The 17,214-nt window shown below is 63.6% G+C and carries 16 protein-coding genes; 11 read left to right on the forward strand and 5 right to left on the reverse strand.

Translation table 11 applies throughout. The features are described 5' to 3' along the window. Nucleotides 1-24: 24 nt before the first annotated feature. The 11 genes from frr to lpxB all read left to right on the forward strand — a co-directional run bounded on the left by frr (nucleotide 25) and on the right by lpxB (nucleotide 12,142). Nucleotides 25-588: a ribosome recycling factor gene (frr, locus tag ABIA96_RS15705; RefSeq protein WP_354137947.1), complete on the forward strand. Its 564-nt coding sequence runs from the start codon at nucleotides 25-27 to the stop codon at nucleotides 586-588. 102 nt (nucleotides 589-690) lie between these two features. Then, a complete protein-coding gene (locus ABIA96_RS15710) occupies nucleotides 691-1,449 on the forward strand; it encodes an isoprenyl transferase (protein ID WP_354137948.1) in 759 nt (252 codons plus the stop codon). Continuing rightward, complete coding sequence (locus ABIA96_RS15715) at nucleotides 1,446-2,288, forward strand: phosphatidate cytidylyltransferase (protein ID WP_354137949.1); 843 nt, start codon at nucleotides 1,446-1,448, stop codon at nucleotides 2,286-2,288. The genes ABIA96_RS15710 and ABIA96_RS15715 overlap by 4 nt, the downstream gene beginning before the upstream one ends. A 4-nt stretch (nucleotides 2,289-2,292) precedes the next feature. Continuing rightward, entirely contained in the window at nucleotides 2,293-3,516 is a 1,224-nt protein-coding gene (gene dxr, locus ABIA96_RS15720) for a 1-deoxy-D-xylulose-5-phosphate reductoisomerase (RefSeq protein ID WP_354137950.1), read from the forward strand. 44 nt (nucleotides 3,517-3,560) lie between these two features. Next, entirely contained in the window at nucleotides 3,561-4,712 is a 1,152-nt protein-coding gene (gene rseP / locus ABIA96_RS15725; RefSeq protein WP_354137951.1) for an RIP metalloprotease RseP, read from the forward strand. Between the two features lie 174 nt (nucleotides 4,713-4,886). Beyond that, nucleotides 4,887-7,445: an outer membrane protein assembly factor BamA gene (bamA, locus tag ABIA96_RS15730; RefSeq protein WP_354137952.1), complete on the forward strand. Its 2,559-nt coding sequence runs from the start codon at nucleotides 4,887-4,889 to the stop codon at nucleotides 7,443-7,445. A gap of 148 nt (nucleotides 7,446-7,593) precedes the next feature. After that, nucleotides 7,594-8,661, forward strand: coding sequence for a UDP-3-O-(3-hydroxymyristoyl)glucosamine N-acyltransferase (lpxD, locus tag ABIA96_RS15735; protein ID WP_354137953.1), 1,068 nt, complete (start codon nucleotides 7,594-7,596; stop codon nucleotides 8,659-8,661). Beyond that, nucleotides 8,658-9,119: a 3-hydroxyacyl-ACP dehydratase FabZ gene (fabZ, locus tag ABIA96_RS15740; RefSeq protein WP_354137954.1), complete on the forward strand. Its 462-nt coding sequence runs from the start codon at nucleotides 8,658-8,660 to the stop codon at nucleotides 9,117-9,119. The genes lpxD and fabZ overlap by 4 nt, the downstream gene beginning before the upstream one ends. 179 nt (nucleotides 9,120-9,298) lie before the next feature. After that, a complete protein-coding gene (lpxA, locus tag ABIA96_RS15745; protein WP_354137955.1) occupies nucleotides 9,299-10,090 on the forward strand; it encodes an acyl-ACP--UDP-N-acetylglucosamine O-acyltransferase in 792 nt (263 codons plus the stop codon). 19 nt (nucleotides 10,091-10,109) lie between these two features. After that, nucleotides 10,110-10,967 carry an LpxI family protein gene (locus ABIA96_RS15750; RefSeq protein ID WP_354137956.1) on the forward strand — a complete coding sequence of 286 codons (858 nt, stop codon included), beginning with the start codon at nucleotides 10,110-10,112 and terminating at the stop codon, nucleotides 10,965-10,967. Next, complete coding sequence (gene lpxB, locus ABIA96_RS15755) at nucleotides 10,964-12,142, forward strand: lipid-A-disaccharide synthase (protein ID WP_354137957.1); 1,179 nt, start codon at nucleotides 10,964-10,966, stop codon at nucleotides 12,140-12,142. Before ABIA96_RS15750 ends, lpxB begins: the two co-directional genes overlap by 4 nt. 79 nt (nucleotides 12,143-12,221) lie before the next feature. Here the strand turns inward: lpxB and ABIA96_RS15760 are convergent, their stop codons facing one another. Genes ABIA96_RS15760 through ABIA96_RS15780 form a run of 5 tightly spaced genes read right to left on the reverse strand, consistent with a single transcriptional unit; the run spans nucleotide 12,222 to nucleotide 17,174 of the window. Then, nucleotides 12,222-12,989, reverse strand: a complete 768-nt coding sequence (locus ABIA96_RS15760) for an SDR family NAD(P)-dependent oxidoreductase (RefSeq protein ID WP_354137958.1) — start codon at nucleotides 12,987-12,989, stop codon at nucleotides 12,222-12,224. Beyond that, nucleotides 12,986-14,101, reverse strand: coding sequence for an ABC transporter ATP-binding protein (locus tag ABIA96_RS15765; RefSeq protein ID WP_354137959.1), 1,116 nt, complete (start codon nucleotides 14,099-14,101; stop codon nucleotides 12,986-12,988). Before ABIA96_RS15765 ends, ABIA96_RS15760 begins: the two co-directional genes overlap by 4 nt. A 10-nt stretch (nucleotides 14,102-14,111) precedes the next feature. Continuing rightward, entirely contained in the window at nucleotides 14,112-14,969 is an 858-nt protein-coding gene (locus ABIA96_RS15770) for a carbohydrate ABC transporter permease (protein WP_354137960.1), read from the reverse strand. Next, nucleotides 14,962-15,891, reverse strand: a complete 930-nt coding sequence (locus ABIA96_RS15775) for a carbohydrate ABC transporter permease (RefSeq protein ID WP_354137961.1) — start codon at nucleotides 15,889-15,891, stop codon at nucleotides 14,962-14,964. Before ABIA96_RS15775 ends, ABIA96_RS15770 begins: the two co-directional genes overlap by 8 nt. Further along, the gene (locus ABIA96_RS15780) at nucleotides 15,888-17,174 is read right to left on the reverse strand and encodes an ABC transporter substrate-binding protein (RefSeq protein ID WP_354137962.1); all 1,287 of its coding nucleotides are present in this window, start codon (nucleotides 17,172-17,174) and stop codon (nucleotides 15,888-15,890) included. The genes ABIA96_RS15775 and ABIA96_RS15780 overlap by 4 nt, the downstream gene beginning before the upstream one ends. Nucleotides 17,175-17,214 lie beyond the last annotated feature (40 nt).

Raw genomic sequence — 17,214 nt, forward strand, 5'->3', positions numbered from 1 at the left:
CCGGGATATTGAAGGAGAAACGGGATGGCCACGGGTAATTTCGACATTAACGAAGTGAAGCGCCGCATGCAGGGCGCCGTCGCGTCCCTCAAGCACGAGCTCGGCGGCCTGCGGACCGGCCGCGCGTCGGCCTCGATGCTCGATCCGGTGCAGGTCGAGGCTTATGGCAGCCACATGCCCCTGAACCAGCTCGCGACCGTCAGCGTGCCCGAGCCGCGCATGATCTCGGTGCAGGTCTGGGACAAATCGATGGTGAAGCCGGTCGAGAAGGCGATCGTCGATTCCAATCTCGGCTTGTCGCCGGCGACCGAAGGCCAGGTGCTGCGGTTGCGCATTCCCGAGCTCAACGAGGAGCGCCGCAAGGAGCTCGTCAAGGTCGCGCACAAATACGCCGAAGCCGCCAAGGTCGCCGCGCGCCACGTCCGCCGCGACGGCCTCGACGTTCTGAAGAAGCTCGAAAAGAATCACGAAATGTCGGAGGATGATCAGAAGCGTCACTCCGACGAGGTGCAGAAGGCGACCGATGGCACGATCACCGAGATCGATCAGCTGCTGGCCACCAAGGAAAAAGAAATCCTCACCGTCTAAAGCGCGATGAGAATCGTCATCGCGCTTTAGAGTATTGTTCGCGCATGATCTTGTCGGAAAACCGCTTCGCACTCTTCCGGATCATGCTTTAAGGCCGCTTCCATGTCCAACGCCGCCGCGCCTGCAACGGAAGGACCCGATCGGTCCGACGCGCCTGCGCATGTCGCCATCATCATGGATGGCAACGGGCGTTGGGCGGCCGCGCGCGGTCTGCCGCGGGCAGAGGGGCATCGCCGCGGCGTCGAGGCGCTGCGCCGCGTCGTGCGCGCCTCGCACGAGCTCGGCATCCGCTATCTCACCATCTTCTCGTTTTCTTCGGAGAATTGGTCGCGCCCGGCGAGCGAGATCGGCGATCTCTTCGGTCTGCTCAAGCGCTTCATCCGCAACGATCTCGCGAGCCTGCATCGCGACGGCGTCAAAGTTCGCATCATCGGCGAGCGCGACGGGCTCGAGGGTGACATCTGCGCGCTGCTGAACGAGGCCGAAGAATTGACGCGCGACAACACGCGCCTCACGCTCGTCGTCGCCTTCAACTACGGCTCGCGGCAGGAGATCGCGAAAGCGGCGCAAAAGCTCGCGCGCGAAGTCGCAGACGGCACGCGCGATCCTGCCTCGATCGACGCCGATGCTCTCGGCGCCCATCTCGACGCGCCCGACATTCCCGATCCCGATCTCATCATCCGCACCAGCGGCGAGCAGCGCCTGTCCAATTTCCTGATGTGGCAGGCCGCCTATAGCGAGCTTGTGTTCGTGCCGGTCCACTGGCCCGATTTCGACAAGGCGGCGCTCGAAAGCGCGATCGCCGAATTCGCCAGACGCGAGCGCCGTTTCGGCGGCCTGGTCGCGAAAACCGCCTCGTGAGCGAACCCGACGCCACACCGGCGGGCGCGACGCCCGCCTCGAGCAATCTCGTGATGCGAGTTCTCGCAGCGCTGGTGCTGGCTCCATTCGCGATCGCGCTCGCCTATGCCGGCGGCTGGCTGTGGGCGCTTCTCGTCACCCTGGTGTCGATCGGACTGTTCGCGGAATGGCTGATGGTGGTAGGGGCGGGGTCTGCCGTGCTGACCGGGGCGGGGACGATCGTCATCGCCATGATGGGGGCCGGCGTCGCTTTTGGCGCGCTCAAGACTGCCGTGATCACCGGCTGCGTCGGCGGCGCGATCATCGCGCTGATCGCGCGCGGCAAGTTCATTTGGGCTGCGACCGGATTCGCCTATGCCTCCGCAGCGCTGCTGGCCTCGATCCTGGTGCGGCAGGATCTCGCGCACGGCTTCGCTGCGCTGATGTTCGTGCTGCTCGTGGTGTGGGCGACCGATATCGGAGGTTATTTTGCCGGCCGTAGCATTGGCGGACCGAAGCTGTGGCCGCGCGTCAGCCCGAAGAAAACCTGGGCCGGTGCGCTCGGCAGTGTCGTGGCAAGCTTGGCGGTCGCGGGCGGTTTTGCCGCCTCCGGCTTCGGCGAAGCGGTTCCACTCTTGGTCCTCAGTGCGGTCCTCACGGTGGTTTCGCAGGCAGGCGATCTGTTCGAATCCGCGGTGAAAAGACGTTTTGGCGTCAAGGATTCCAGTCACTTAATTCCCGGCCATGGCGGACTTCTGGACCGCCTGGACGGCTTTGTCGCCGCCATCCTGGTGGCATGGATTATCGGCTTTCTCCGCCACGGTGTGCATAGCGCCGGAAGCGGTCTTATGGTTTGGTGAGGATATGAGCGCAGTCCCTTTGCGTAACAACAAGTCTGCTGCGGCCGACATCCGCAGCGTCACGGTGCTCGGTGCCACCGGCTCGATCGGCGACAGCACGATGGATTTGCTGCGCGCTTCGCCCGAGCGCTATCGCGTCGAAGCCCTGACTGCGAACAGCAATGTCGATGCGCTGGCCAAGCTCGCGAAGGAATTCTCCGCGCGCTTCGTGGCGATCGCAGACACCTCCAAGCTCGCCGAGCTCAAGTCCGCACTCGCGGGCACCAGCACGGAATGCGGTGCCGGCGAAAGCGCGGTGATCGAGGCCGGCGCGCGTCCGGCGGATTGGGTGATGGCCGCCGTCAGTGGCGCGGCCGGACTGAAGCCGGCTCTGGCTGCGGTCGATCGCGGCGCGCATGTCGCGCTCGCCAACAAGGAATGCCTGGTTTGCGCCGGCGATTTCTTCATGCAGCGCGCGGCCAAAGCGGGCGCCTGTATTTTGCCGGCCGATTCCGAGCACAACGCCCTATTCCAGGCGCTGGCATCGGGCAATCGCGACGAGCTGGTTCGCGTCATCATCACCGCCTCGGGCGGCCCGTTTCGCACCTGGAAGCCGGCTGACATCGAGCAGGCGACCCTCGAACAGGCCCTGAAGCATCCGAACTGGAGCATGGGCCAGAAGATCACGATCGATTCCGCCTCGATGATGAACAAGGGGCTCGAGGTGATCGAGGCGTCCTATCTTTTCGCGCTGACGCCTGACGAGATCGACGTCCTGGTGCATCCGCAGTCGATCATCCACGGCATGGTCGAGTTCTCCGACCGCTCGGTGATGGCTCAGCTCGGCTCGCCGGACATGCGCACCCCGATTGCCCATTGCCTCGGCTGGCCCGACCGGATCAAGGGGCCGGCGGCGAAGCTCGATCTGGCCAAGATCGGCCAGCTGACCTTCGAGGCACCGGATTTCGAACGGTTCCCCGGGCTTCGCCTGGCCTTCGATGCGCTCCGGCACGGGAAGGGGGCGACCACTGTCTACAACGCCGCCAACGAGGTCGCGGTCGCGGCCTTTATCGCCGGCGAGATCCGGTTCGGCGCCATTGCCCGGCTGGTCGAGGCGACGCTGGAGGACTGGATCCGGGGCGGGAACCAGGGCCCCATGACCTCAGCGGACGATGCCATATCCGTTGACCATGTTTCGCGAAATAAAGCTGCCGCCCTATTGCCTCAAATTGCCTTAAAGGCATCCTAGCTAGTTCGGTGCCAGGGCCTTGCGGCGCTGGATGAGGGAATTCGATGATCGACTTTTTTGTCCATAGTTTCAATGCGTTGAGCCATGGGCTCCTCGGTTACGCGGTCCCCTTCCTGTTCGTCCTGACCATCGTCGTGTTCTTCCATGAACTCGGCCATTTCCTGGTCGCGCGCTGGGCCGGCGTTCGGGTGTTGACCTTCTCGCTCGGTTTCGGACCTGAGCTGGTCGGTTTCAACGACCGCCACGGCACCCGCTGGAAGATCTCGGCGATCCCGCTCGGCGGCTACGTCAAGTTCTTCGGCGACGAGAGCGAGGCTTCGACCCCGTCGGCTGAGGCCCTCGCGGCCATGACGGCTGAGGAGCGCGCTGGTAGCTTCCACCACAAGAAGGTCGGCCCGCGTGCCGCCATTGTCGCGGCCGGTCCGATCGCCAATTTCATCCTCGGCGCCCTGATTTTCGCAGGGATGGCTCTTTACTACGGCAAGCCGAGCACGATCGCGCGCGTGGACGGCGTTGTCGCCGACGGTGCGGCGGCTGCCGCCGGCTTCAAGATCGGCGACGTCGTCGTGCAGATCGACGGCAAGCCGATCGAGAGCTTCGCCGACATGCAGCGGATCGTTGCGACGAGCGCCGGTTCGGCGCTGGCTTTCCAGGTGAAGCGGGATGGTTCGGTGGTGTCGCTGACGGCGACGCCGGCGCTACTCGAGCGCAAGGATCCGTTCGGCAACAGCCACCGCGTCGGCGTGCTCGGCGTCGAGCACAAGTCCCAGGCCGGTGAGGCCTCGACTTCGCCGGTCGGTGTCAGCGAGGCGCTCAAAATTGGGGTCGAGCAGGTCTGGTTCATCATCACCAGCACCTTCAAGTTCCTTGGCTCGCTGTTCATCGGCCAGGGCAATCCGAACGAGGTCAGCGGCGTTCTCGGCATCGCCAAGATGTCGGGGCAGGCGGCCAGCGCCGGGTTCCAGTTCGTGATCAATCTGTGCGCCGTGCTGTCGGTGTCGATCGGCCTCCTCAATCTGTTCCCGATTCCGCTGCTCGATGGCGGCCACCTTCTGTTCTACACGGCCGAAGTGGTGCGGGGCCGTCCGCTGTCCGAGCGAACTCAGGAAGTGGGGTTCCGAATCGGGCTCGGTCTGGTGCTGATGCTGATGGTGTTCGCGACCTACAACGACATCCTTCGGATGGCCGCTTCCTGATAGGGGCTTTTTTGTGGCGTTGCTCTTCGGCAACGTCTTGGAATGAAATTGAAATCACGGTGTCAGCTGCCGTTTGCGACACTGGGGAAATTGGCTACAAGCGGCTTCGACTTGGGGAATCTCCCAGACCGGCTTTGGGGTTGGGTCTGGTACGTTGATAAGGGCGCGTTGCGCATGAAGTTTGGACTGCGACTCCGGGGGGGCTTGCTCGCAACCCTGATCATGTTCGGCGCGCCGGTGGTTGCCCCGATTGGGGCTGTCTTTGTGTCTTCGTCTGCGCTCGCTCAGACCGTGCAGTCGATTTCCGTTGAAGGGAATCGCCGCGTCGAGGTGGAGACGATCCGCTCCTATTTCAAGCCCGGCCCCGGTGGTCGCCTGGATCAGGGCGCGATCGATGACGGCCTCAAGGCGCTGATCGAGACCGGCCTGTTCCAGGACGTGAAGATCAACCGCGGTGCCGGTGGCCAGATCATCGTCTCCGTGGTGGAAAACCCGGTGATCGGGCGCATCGCGTTCGAGGGCAACAAGAAGATCAAGGACGAGCAGCTCACCGCCGAAGTGCAGTCCAAGGCCCGCGGTACGTTCTCCCGCGCCATGGTGCAGTCCGACACGCTGCGAATCGCCGAAATCTATCGCCGCTCCGGTCGTTATGACGTGGCCGTCACGCCCGAGATCATCGAGCAGCCGAACAACCGCGTCGATCTCATCTTCACGGTCAACGAAGGCGCCAAGACCTCGGTGAAGTCGATCGAGTTCGTCGGTAACACTGCGTTCTCGTCCTACCGCCTCCGGGACATCATCAAGACGCATGAATCGAATCTGCTGAGTTTCCTCTCGAGCGGTGACATTTACGATCCGGACCGCGTCGAGGCCGACCGCGACCTGATTCGCCGCTTCTACCTGAAGAACGGCTTCGCCGACGTTCAGGTCGTGGCTGCACTCACGGAATACGATCCGGAAAAGAAGGGCTTCAACGTCACCTTCAAGATCGAGGAAGGCCAGCAGTACCGCGTCGGAAGTCTCGATTTCCGCAGCAGCATCCCGAATTTCGACCCGAGCTCGCTGCGCGCCTTTTCGCGCGTCAATGTCGGCTCGCTCTACAACGTCGAAGCGGTCGAGAAGTCGGTCGAGGAGATGCAGATCGAAGCCTCACGCCGCGGCTACGCCTTTGCGGTGGTGCGTCCAGGCGGCGATCGCAATTTCGATGCGCACACCGTCTCCGTCGTCTTCAACGTCGACGAGGGGCCGCGCACTTATATCGAGCGCATCAACATCCGGGGCAACACCCGTACCCGTGACTACGTGATCCGCCGCGAGTTCGACATCTCCGAGGGCGATGCCTACAATCGTGCGCTGGTCGACCGCGCCGAGCGCCGCCTGAAGAACCTCGACTACTTCAAGACCGTGAAGATCACGACGGAGCCGGGCTCTTCCAGCGATCGCGTGGTTTTGATCGTCGATCTCGAAGAGAAGTCGACCGGCGACTTCTCGGTCTCGGGCGGCTACTCCACGACCGACGGTGCGCTGGCCGAAGTCTCAGTCTCCGAGCGTAACTTGCTCGGCCGCGGCCTGTTCGCCAAGGCTTCCGTCACCTACGGCCAGTACGCCCGCGGCTATTCGCTGTCGTTCGTCGAGCCCTATCTGCTCGATTACCGCGTCGCGTTGGGCCTGGACGTCTATCAGCGCACCCAGCTGTCCAACAGCTACATCTCCTACGGCACCAAGACGCTCGGCTTCTCGCCGCGACTCGGCTTCTCCCTGCGTGAAGATCTGGCGCTCCAACTGCGCTATTCGATCTATCAGCAGGAAATCACGCTGCCGTCCTATCTGGCGAACTGTAACAACAATCAGTTCCTTGCTGACGGTGTGACACCGAATCCCGCATTCAACCCGAGCCCGGCCTTTGCCAATGCGTCTGGCATCGCCTTGGACCCGGCAACCAATGGCCTCGGCTGTTACAACGATGGCGAAGCGTCTCTGCCGGTCCGCAAGGAGCTGGCTGGCGGCAAGACGCTGACCTCGGCGCTTGGCTACTCGCTGACCTACAACACGCTCGACAACAACAAGAACCCGACCGACGGCCTGATCATCGACTTCAAGCAGGACTTCGCCGGCGTCGGCGGCGATGTCTCCTACCTGAAGACCGTGGCCGACGCGAAGTACTATCAGTCGCTGGTGTCTGACCTCGTCGGCCTCGTCCATCTGCAGGGCGGTATCCTGAACAAGATCGGCAGCAACGATCTGCGCATGCTGGATCACTTCCAGATGGGTCCGAACCTCGTCCGCGGCTTCGCGCCGAACGGTATCGGCCCGCGCGATTTGAACCCCTTTGGTACGCAGGACGCGCTTGGCGGTACCAAATATTGGGGCGCTTCGCTGGAATTGCAGATGCCGTTCTGGTTCCTTCCGAAGGAAGTGGGTCTGAAGGGCGCGGTTTACGCCGACGCCGGCGGTCTCTTCGACTATCAGGGCCCGACGACGTGGTCGCTGACCAACGAAATGACCACGACCAGGAACTCGGGCTGTACGCCATCGACCACCAACCCGGTCTCGGCTGGAACTTGTACGGGCCTGGTGTATGACAACGGCAATGTGGTCCGGTCGTCGGTCGGTGTCGGCCTGATCTGGGCCTCGCCGTTCGGTCCGTTGCGCTTCGACTACGCAGTGCCGCTCACCAAGGGCAAGAATGATCGCACGCAGGAATTCCGGTTCGGCGGCGGCACCTCGTTCTAATTCGATCAACAGGGCATGATCTGGCCGCCTGGGAATTCCTTTGGGAGTTCCCCGAGGCCGGTCTCCAAAAAGATCGTGCTCAATCCAAGAGATAAGGCATGATGCGGCCTGTTCGCTTCATGCCGAAGCCGGACCGCGACGGGGTGGAATGGCGCAGCCGACCTTCTTCAAAAAGCCGCCGGCTTCAACGCTGGCTGACATCGCCGCGCTGACCAAGGCGCAACTGGTCGACCCTTCCCGGGGCGGCCATGTCATCACTGGCCTCGCTTCGCTCGACGAAGCCGGCCCGATGCATCTGACATTCTTCGACAACCTCAAATACGCTGATGAGCTCAAGGCGACGAAGGCGGGCGCCTGTCTGGTGAGTCCGCGCTTCGAGGCCCAGTTGCCCGCGCATGTGGCCGTACTGCGGGTCGCGCAGCCGTTCCGCGCGTTTGTCGGGATCGCCCGGGAATGGCACGGCGATGCGTTGCGTCCACAGTCGTGGTTCGGCAATGACGGTATTGCGCCGTCGGCCATCATCGACCCGTCGGCGCGGCTGGAGGACGACGTCATCGTCGAGCCGCTGACAGTCATCGGTCCGGATGTCGAGATCGGCAGCGGCACCGTGATCGGCGCTGGTGTGGTCCTTGGGCCGGGCGTCAAGATCGGCCGGGATTGCAATGTCGGCGCCCGCACCGCTATCCAGTGCGCACTGATCGGCAACAACGTGCTGATCCACCCCGGTTGCTCGATCGGCCAGGACGGCTACGGCTTCATTTTCTTCGGCCCCGAAGGCCATCTGAAGGTGCCCCAGACCGGCCGTGTGCTGATCCAGAACAATGTGGAAGTCGGCGCCGGCACCACCATCGATCGCGGCTCCTTGCGCGACACCGTGATCGGGGAGGGCACCAAAATCGACAATCAGGTCCAGATCGGCCACAATGTGACGATCGGCCGGAATTGCCTGCTAGCAGCCCAGATCGGGCTCGCGGGCAGCCTGACGATCGGCGACAACGTGGCGCTGGGGGCCAAGGTCGGCATCAACAATCACCTCAAGATCGGTGACGGAGCTCAGGTTACCGCGATGAGCGGCGTCAAGGATGACATCCCGCCGAACGGACGCTGGGGCGGCTTTTTTGCCAAGCCAACCAAACAGTGGTTCAAGGAAATTATCGCGGTGGAGCGCCTGGTACGCGACAACAAGGCCGATCCGAAGGACGAGGGACGGGAATGACGGCGGAATCACCTGTTAAATTCGAGCTGGTGGATATCAATGCGATCCTCCAGACTCTGCCACACCGCTTTCCAATGCTCCTGATCGACCGGGTGATCAACATCCGGGCCGATTACAGCGGCATCGGCATCAAGAACGTGACCTTCAACGAGCCGGCCTTCCAGGGCCATTTCCCCGAGCGTCCGGTCTATCCGGGTGTCATGATGATCGAGGCGATGGCGCAGACCGCCGGCGTGATCGGTATCAAATCGGTCGAGGGCACCGAGAAGCCGCGGGCGGTTTATTTCCTCACCATCGACAAGTGCAAGTTCCGCAAGCCCGTGCTTCCCGGCGACACCATCGAGTATCACATGCGCTCGGTCGGCCGCCGCAAGAGCATGTGGTGGTTTCACGGTGACGCCAAGGTCAACGGCAAAATTGTCGCCGAGGCCGATGTCGGGGCCATGCTGACGGACTGATCTGTAGCGGCGAATGGCGAATGGTGGGTGGCGAACAGGACTGCGTTTCCTTCATTCCCTATTCGCCATTCGCTTCCAAACCGAAACACGCCGAGATCATACGTCACTGGACAGAGCGGGCGCAGTCGCGCTAACCACCGGAAAGCCGAGCAAGTTCAACACATAGTCAGACCTTCTTGATGAGTAAGATCGATCCCACCGCACGGGTGGAAGACGGCGCCGTGATCGGCGAAGGCACCGAGATCGGGCCATTTTGCATCATTGGTCGCAACGCCCGGATCGGGGCCAATTGCAAGCTGATCGGACAGGTCACCGTCATTGGCCATACCTCGGTCGGAGACAATTGCGTGATCTCGCCGTTCGCGGTGCTCGGCGGCGCGCCGCAGGATCTCAGCTACAAGGGCGAGCCGACCACGCTCGATATCGGTTCCGGCTGCATCATCCGCGAAGGCGCGACGATGAATGTCGGCACCGTCAAGGGTGGCGGGAAGACGCGCGTCGGCAACGACGGCTATTTCATGAACAACAGCCATGTCGGCCATGACTGCATGGTCGGCAACAACGCGATCTTCGCGACCTCGGCGACGCTTGGCGGCCATTGCGAGATCGGCGACGCCGTCTATATCGGCGGGCTGTCAGCGGTGCACCAGTTCACGCGCATCGGCTCGTATGTGATGGTCGGCGGCCTCTCGGGCGTGCGCGACGACATCATTCCGTACGGGCTCGCCAACGGCCAATATGCGGTGCTGGAGAGCCTCAATCTCATTGGCATGAAGCGGCGCAAGTTTACCAGGCAGCGGCTTGCCAACGTGCGTGCGTTCTACCAAAAACTCTTCCATGGTCCCGGCACGTTCGCCGAGCGGCTGGAGGCGGTGCGGCCGCTTGCGAGCGAAGATCCTGCGATCGCCGAAATTCTCGGCTTCATCGGCAAGGGCAAGCGTCCGCTCTGTCTTCCCAGCATCGGGAAGTGACGTTGGGATGGCCGCGGACATGACATCGGCGGCTTCGGAGATTTCCTCACCGGTCGGCGTGGTCGCGGGCGGCGGCGCGATGCCGTTCGCGGTTGCGGAGTCGCTCGCCGCGCGCGGTATCACGCCAGTGCTGTTTCCGCTGCGAGGCGCCTGCGATCCGGTGCAGGTGGAGAAATTCCGCCACCGCTGGATCTCGGTCGGTCAGCTCGGCCGCGCCATGCGGCTGTTCCGCGAGGAAGGCTGCCGCGATCTGATCTTCATCGGCACGCTGGTGCGGCCCTCGCTCACGGAGATCCGCTTCGACTTCACGACGTTGCGGCTGCTCGGCAACGTCATCCGCGCTTTCCGCGGTGGCGACGATCATCTCTTGTCCGGCGTTGGACGCATCATCGAGCGAGGCGGCTTTCGCATGGTCGGCATCAAGGACGTCGCGCCTGACTTGCTGATGCCCGAGGGCTGCATCACCCGCGCGTGGCCGGCCGACAATGCCAAGGGTGACATCGAGCGCGGGCGCGCGGTGCTCACCGCGCTCGGGCCGTTCGATATCGGTCAGGCCGCCGTGGTGATTGATGGGCATGTGGTGGCTGTCGAGGACATCGAGGGCACCGACGCGCTGCTGGCGCGCGTGGCGCGGCTGCGCGAGGAGGGCCGCATCCGCGCGGCCACGGGACGTGGCGTGCTGGTGAAGGCGCCGAAGAGCGGCCAGGATCTGCGCTTCGACCTGCCGACCATCGGCGCGCGCACGATCGAGGGCGTCGCCAAGGCCGGCCTTGCCGGTGTGGCCGTCATCGCCGGCAACACCATCGCCGCCGAGCCGCAGGCGATGATCGGGCTTGCCGACGCAAAGTACCTTTTCATCATTGGCCTGTCCGCGTGATGCAGACACGCGATCCCAAGCGCAAGATTTTCCTGATCGCGACGGAGGAATCCGGCGACCGGCTTGGCTCGGCGCTGATGAAGGTGCTGCGCCAGCGCCTCGGCGACGGCGTACAGTTTGAAGGCGTCGGCGGTCTCACCATGGCGCGCGAAGGGCTCGATACGCTGTTTCCGATCGAGGAGCTGTCGATCGTCGGCTTTGCCGCGGTGTTGCAGCAACTGCCGAAGATCCTGCGACTGATCCGCGAGACCGCGGATGCCGTGACCGAGTCCGCGCCCGACGCGCTGGTCATCATCGACAGTCCCGATTTCACCCATCGCGTTGCCCGCCGCGTGCGCGCGAAGACACCGACGATTCCCGTCGTCGACTACGTCTCGCCCTCGGTCTGGGCCTGGCGGCCGGGCCGCGCGCGCGCGATGCTCGGTTATGTCGATCACGTGCTGGGTTTGCTGCCGTTCGAGCCGGAGGAGTACCGCAAGCTGAAAGGGCCGCCCTGCAGCTATGTCGGCCATCCCCTGATCGAGCAATTGCCGTCGCTGCGACCGAACCCTGACGAGCAAAAGCGCCGCGACAGCGAGCCGCCGGTGCTGCTGGTGCTGCCGGGCAGCCGCCGCAGCGAGATCCGACATCATCTCGGCCTGTTCGGTGCTGCGCTGGGGCGATTGCAGGCCGAGGGCCGCGCGTTCGAATTGATGCTGCCGACGATGCCGCATCTCGAAGCCACAGTCCGCGCGGGCGTGGCGACCTGGCCGGTCAAGCCGCAGATCGTGGTCGGTGAAACCGAGAGGCGCGCCGCATTCCGGATCGCGCGCGCGGCGCTGGCGAAATCCGGCACGGTGACGCTGGAGCTCGCGCTATCGGGCATTCCGATGGTGACCGCTTATCGCGTCGGCGCAATGGAGGCCTTCATCCTGCGCCGCGCGATCCAGGTCTCTTCGGTGATCCTCGCCAATCTCGTGATCGGCAAGGACGTGATCCCCGAGTATTTGCAGGAGGACTGCACGCCGGAGAAGCTCGCGGCCGCCCTGTCCGAGGTGCTGACGGACTCGCCGATGCGCAAGCAACAGGTCGAAGCCTTTGCCCAACTCGACACCATCATGTCGACAGGCAATAAATCACCGAGCGTGCTCGCCGCCGACATCGTGCTCGCGACGATGCGGAAGGTGCGGCGCTGAAGGTTTTGTGGGTGGGCAAACAAAGCGAAGCGTGCCCACGTATTCGCTTTGTTTGCCCACCCTACGGCACCGTTCTAGACTAGGCCAAGCCGCCATCCACCCGGAAACACTGGCATGTGATGCGCCGGCTCGCGTCGGAGGCGAGGTATAGCGCCATGTCGGCGATATCGTCGGGCGTCACTGCATCGGGAATGGCCTGGCGCGTACGCAGCTCGGTGATGGCCTGCTCGTTCGGAAACCACAGCCGACGTTGCCGCTCGGTGATCACCATTCCCGGCGCAATCGCGTTGACGCGGATGCGCTCCGCGCCGAACCGGCGGCCGAGCGAATTGGTGAAGCCGACGATCGCAGCCTTCGCCGCGGCATAGACCGGCAGCGCCGGTGCGCCGCGCATCCAGGCCACCGACGACATGTTGATGATCGAGCCGCCGCCACGCGCCTGCATCTGCGGCACCACGGCTTGTGCGGCAAAGAAGACGTGCTTGAGATTGACGCCGATCGTCCAGTCGAATTCGGCCGGCGTCACGTCTGCCAGCACCTGGCGCTGGTCATTGGCGGCGTTGTTGACGAGGACTGCGGCATCGCCCAGCGATCCCTGCACCTTCGCCAGCGCCGCGCGCAGGGCGTCGATGTCGAGGAGGTCGCAGGGCACGAAGAGCGGCGCGGTGCCGGATGTCTTCGCCACCTCGTGCGCCAGCGCTTCGCCCGCCTGCGCATCGATATCGAGGAAGGCGACGCGGGACCCCTGGGCGGCGAAAGCGCGCACGAACGCGGCGCCGATGCCGCTGGCGCCCCCGGTGATCAGCACCACGCGATCCGCGAGGTCGGCATAGCTCGTCTTGGTCATGCGATCAGTCGCTCCGTCTCAGCGTCGAACAGGCAAATGCGGCGGGTGTCGAGGGCGAAGGAGGCGCTCTCGCCCGGCGTTGGGCGGATGTCCGGCGAGATACGCGCCTGCGCGGACTCGCCGCCAAGCCGCAGCAGAACGATGGTCTCCGCGCCAGTGGGCTCGACCAGCTCGACTGGCGCCGTGACGATGACCGGGGCGCCCGTCGCACCGGAGAACGCGCGGTCTCCCTCGGCGATGCACTCCGGCCTGATTCCGAGCACCACCTCGCGGCCGACATAGGACAGGGCCGCCTCATACCCCTGCAGGCGGAGACGGACCTCGTCCGGCCGGCCTGCGCCGATCACCACCACAGGTCCGCCGGCGTCGGCCTCGAGCCGTGCCGGCATTGTGTTCATCGGTGGCGAGCCCATGAAGCGCGCGACGAACAGATTGGCCGGATAGCGATAGACCGTGTCCGGGTCGGCGAACTGCTGCACCACGCCTCGGTGCATCACGGCAATCCGGGTTGCCATCGTCATCGCCTCGATCTGGTCGTGGGTGACGTAGATGATGGTGGCACCGATGCGCTGGTGCAGCCGCTTGATCTCCATCCGCATCTCGACGCGCAGTTTGGCGTCGAGATTGGAGAGCGGCTCGTCGAACAGGAAGAGCAGGGGATCGCGCACCAACGCGCGTCCCATCGCCACGCGCTGGCGCTGGCCGCCGGACAGTTGCGACGGCTTGCGGCCGAGCAGAGGCTCGATCTGGAGCAGCTTGGCCACGTTCGCCAGCGCCTTTTCCTGCTCCGCCTTGGCGACGTGTCGGCATTCCATGCCGAAAGTGATGTTCTGGCGCACCGTCATCGACGGGTAGAGCGCATAGGACTGGAACACCATGGCGATGTCGCGGTCCTTCGGCGGGACGTCGTTGACGACGCGCCCGCCGATCTCGATCGTGCCGTCGCTCGCGCGATCGAGCCCCGCGACGATGTTGAGCAGTGTGGACTTACCGCAGCCGGACGGTCCGACCAGCACGGTGAATTCGCCGCTCTCGATGTCGAGGTCGATGCCCTTCAGCACCTCCAGATTGGCGTAGCGCTTCGACAGGGCGCGAATGCTTAGTGCTGCCATGACATATCCATCATTTCACGGCCCCGGCAGTGAGGCCGCGTACGAAATACCTGCCGCCGAAGAGATAGATCAGCAAAGTGGGTAGCGCCGCGATGATCACCGCAGCGCTCTGCACGCCATGCTGCGGGATATCGGCGACCGCGGCAGACAGAGCGATGAGCGCGGCCGTCACGGGCTGCTGCTGGCCCGTCGTGAATGTCACGCCATAGAGGAACTCGTTCCAGATGTGCGTGAACTGCCAGATCACGGTGACGATCAGGATGGGAGACGAGAGCGGCAGGATGATGCGCCAGAAGATGCGAAAGAATCCGGCGCCATCGATGCGCGCAGCCCTGATCAATTCATGTGGAATGGCGATATAGTAGTTGCGGCAGAACAGCACGGTGAAGGAAAGCCCCTGAATCGTGTGAATCAGCACGAGACCCGACAGGGTGTTGATGAGCCCGATGTCCCTCAACACGAAGGTCCAGGGCAGCAGGCGCATCTGCTGGGGCAGGAAGAGGCCAAGGGTGACGATCCCGTAGATCCAGTTGTCGCCGCGAAAACGCCAGAGCGAGACGGCGTAGCCGGCGACAGCACCGAGCAAGGTCGAGAAGATCGTCGCGGGGATCGTGATGAGTGCGGAGTTCAGCATGTAGGGCCGGATGCCGGAACAGGTCTCGGCGACGCAGAAGCCGCTCCAGGCGAGGGCGTAGTTGCTCCAGGCCAGATGTTGCGGCCAGCCGATCATCGACCCCTGCGCGATCTCCTCGTTGGTCCGGAGCGAGTTCAGCACGACGACAACTAGCGGCGCGAGATAGGCTGCCGCGAACAATATCACGACGAGATAGATCAGAATTCGGCTCGGCGCGAAGCTTCGGTCACGCATGGGTGGCCTGCCGTCGCTGGACGTAGCGCCACGCTGCATAGGGCAGCAACACGGCGAGAAGGATGAGCAACATCAGCACCGCCGCCGCCGCACCGCGGCCGAGCTGGCTGCGCTGGAACATGAGGTCGTACACGACAAGAGCCGGCAGCTGGGTCGCTATACCGGGGCCACCGTTGGTGAGTGCACGGACGAGGTCGAAGGCCGAAATCGCAAATTGCAGCTGGATGACGACGACGGTGATGGTGATCGGCCACAGCGTCGGCAAGATGACGCGCCAATAGGTTCGGATCGGCCCGGCGCCGTCGATCTGCGCGGCCTTGATAATGTCCGCGTCGACGGAGCGCAGCCCGGCCAGGAAGAGGGCCATGGCGAAGCCCGAGGATTGCCAAATCGCAGCAATGACAATCGTCCAGATCGCCATGTCGCGGTTGACCAGCCAGTCGAAGTGGAAGGCGGTCCAGCCGAGATCATGGACGAGCTTCTCGATCCCGATACCGGGATTGAGCAGCCAGCTCCAGACCGTGCCGGTGACGACGAACGACACCGCCAGGGGATAGAGGAAGATGGTCCGCAGTACGTTCTCGCCGCGAATGCGCTGATCCAGCAGGATCGCAAGCAGGAGGCCGGCCATCAAACTGAGCAGCACAAAAGCGATGCCGAAGAGCAGGAGATTGTCAAAGGCAATCTGCCAGTTCCGCGACGCCAGGACTGATGAGTAGTTGCGCAAACCCACCCAGCCCGAGACCGGAATAAGCGTAGACGGCGTGAACGAAATCCAGATCGTCCACAGCGAAAACGAAATGAGGTGCGCTGCGGAGAGCAGCAGCGGCACCCAGATCATCAGATATTCGGGCAGCCGGCGTACCAAGTCGGAGGTCGCCGGCCGGCCCGGTCGTGTTGCTGTCGCGACGGCGTCGGTCAACGCGCGCCCTCGACGGCCTCGGCGAGGCGCGTGACGGCCTCCTCCGGCTTGATCGTCTTGTTCTTCACATACTCGGTGATGACGTCGATCATCGCGGCGGTCAGGCCGTTTTCCTGCGCCATGTTGTGCGCGAGACTGAGGACGGCCTGATTGCTGGCGACGGCATCTTTCAGGGCTGCAGCGGTTCGCCGTTGACCGTCCGACCAGCCTTCACCGGACAGATCGACGTCGGTGCGCACGGGGATCGATCCTGTGATTTGCGAATACATGGTCTGGATCGCGGGATCCATGACGAGCTGCGCCATCAATGTCTGGCCGGCCTGCAGGTCGGCCTCTTTCCGCTGCCAGAAAATGAAGGCATCGGCGTTCAACAGGAACACCGGCTTGCTATTGTCGCTGGGGCCGGGCGTGATGGTGTAGTCGTCGAACTTGAAGCCGGCATTCTTCAACACGCCCTGCGCCCAGCCGCCCATGATCAACATGCCCATGTCGCCGTCGACAAAGCGCTTCAGATTGGTGGCATAGGGTTGGGCACCGACATTGGGATCACACCAGTCGGCGATTTTCCGCGTTTGAGCGAAGGCTGCCTTGATCTCGGGGCCCTCCAGCGCCTTCTTGTCGAGATTCATCATGGCGGCGCGGTATGCCGTCGGACTAATGCCGGCGAGGGAGGCCTCGAACTTTTGCCCGTCGTCGGGGCGGGTGCCGCCGTTGGCGAGGGGATAAGTCATTCCGGCCGACTTCATCTTCTCGGCAAGCGCGTTGAAGTCAGCCCAGGTGACAGGGATTTTGTCGGCCTTGGCCTTGTCCATCCCGCGCTTGGAGAGAAACTGCATGTTGGTGCTGTAGATCTGCAACGGTAGCGCAATCCACTTGCCTCCCGGCTTGTGCAATTTTGCAAGGTCGGGAGCGACGACTTTTTCGTAGCCGGCAGCAGCGACCACGGCGTCGAGATCGACGGTCGGCGCAATCTTCGACCACGCCGCAATCTCGGGGCCTTTGAGTTGCGAACACGCCGGCGGATCGCCGGCGATGATCTGGGCGCGCAGCTTGTTCATCATCTCGGTGGTGAAGCCGGGGACGGGCGAGTGCTGCCAGATGCCGCCCTTCTCCTCGAACTTCTTGCCGAGGGCTGTGATCGCAGCTCCATCGCTGCCTGCGGACCATTGCGAAATTGCGGTCAGGCGCGGCTTGACTGCACCTTGCGCGCGGGCAAAGGCGGGCAATGCGAGCGCGGCAGCAGATCCAGCGAGCAGACGGCGCCTTGTTGTTGTGATCGGCATGGCAAGTTCCTCCCGGGTGTGAACTGTTTTGCGCGAGAGC

The sequence above is a fragment of the Bradyrhizobium sp. LB11.1 genome (genome assembly GCF_040549385.1).
GTDB lineage: Bacteria > Pseudomonadota > Alphaproteobacteria > Rhizobiales > Xanthobacteraceae > Bradyrhizobium.

Bases quoted from the DNA above. Each gene is read 5' to 3' on its own strand.
- lpxA (WP_354137955.1), top strand. From the start codon at position 9,299: ATGAGTAAGATCGATCCCACCGCACGGGTGGAAGACGGCGCCGTGATC.
- ABIA96_RS15710 (WP_354137948.1), top strand. From the start codon at position 691: ATGTCCAACGCCGCCGCGCCTGCAACGGAAGGACCCGATCGGTCCGAC.
- ABIA96_RS15760 (WP_354137958.1), bottom strand. From the start codon at position 12,989: ATGACCAAGACGAGCTATGCCGACCTCGCGGATCGCGTGGTGCTGATC.
- frr (WP_354137947.1), top strand. From the start codon at position 25: ATGGCCACGGGTAATTTCGACATTAACGAAGTGAAGCGCCGCATGCAG.
- fabZ (WP_354137954.1), top strand. From the start codon at position 8,658: ATGACGGCGGAATCACCTGTTAAATTCGAGCTGGTGGATATCAATGCG.
- ABIA96_RS15770 (WP_354137960.1), bottom strand. From the start codon at position 14,969: ATGCGTGACCGAAGCTTCGCGCCGAGCCGAATTCTGATCTATCTCGTC.
- bamA (WP_354137952.1), top strand. From the start codon at position 4,887: ATGAAGTTTGGACTGCGACTCCGGGGGGGCTTGCTCGCAACCCTGATC.
- ABIA96_RS15750 (WP_354137956.1), top strand. From the start codon at position 10,110: ATGACATCGGCGGCTTCGGAGATTTCCTCACCGGTCGGCGTGGTCGCG.
- ABIA96_RS15765 (WP_354137959.1), bottom strand. From the start codon at position 14,101: ATGGCAGCACTAAGCATTCGCGCCCTGTCGAAGCGCTACGCCAATCTG.
- lpxD (WP_354137953.1), top strand. From the start codon at position 7,594: ATGGCGCAGCCGACCTTCTTCAAAAAGCCGCCGGCTTCAACGCTGGCT.
- ABIA96_RS15780 (WP_354137962.1), bottom strand. From the start codon at position 17,174: ATGCCGATCACAACAACAAGGCGCCGTCTGCTCGCTGGATCTGCTGCC.
- rseP (WP_354137951.1), top strand. From the start codon at position 3,561: ATGATCGACTTTTTTGTCCATAGTTTCAATGCGTTGAGCCATGGGCTC.
- dxr (WP_354137950.1), top strand. From the start codon at position 2,293: ATGAGCGCAGTCCCTTTGCGTAACAACAAGTCTGCTGCGGCCGACATC.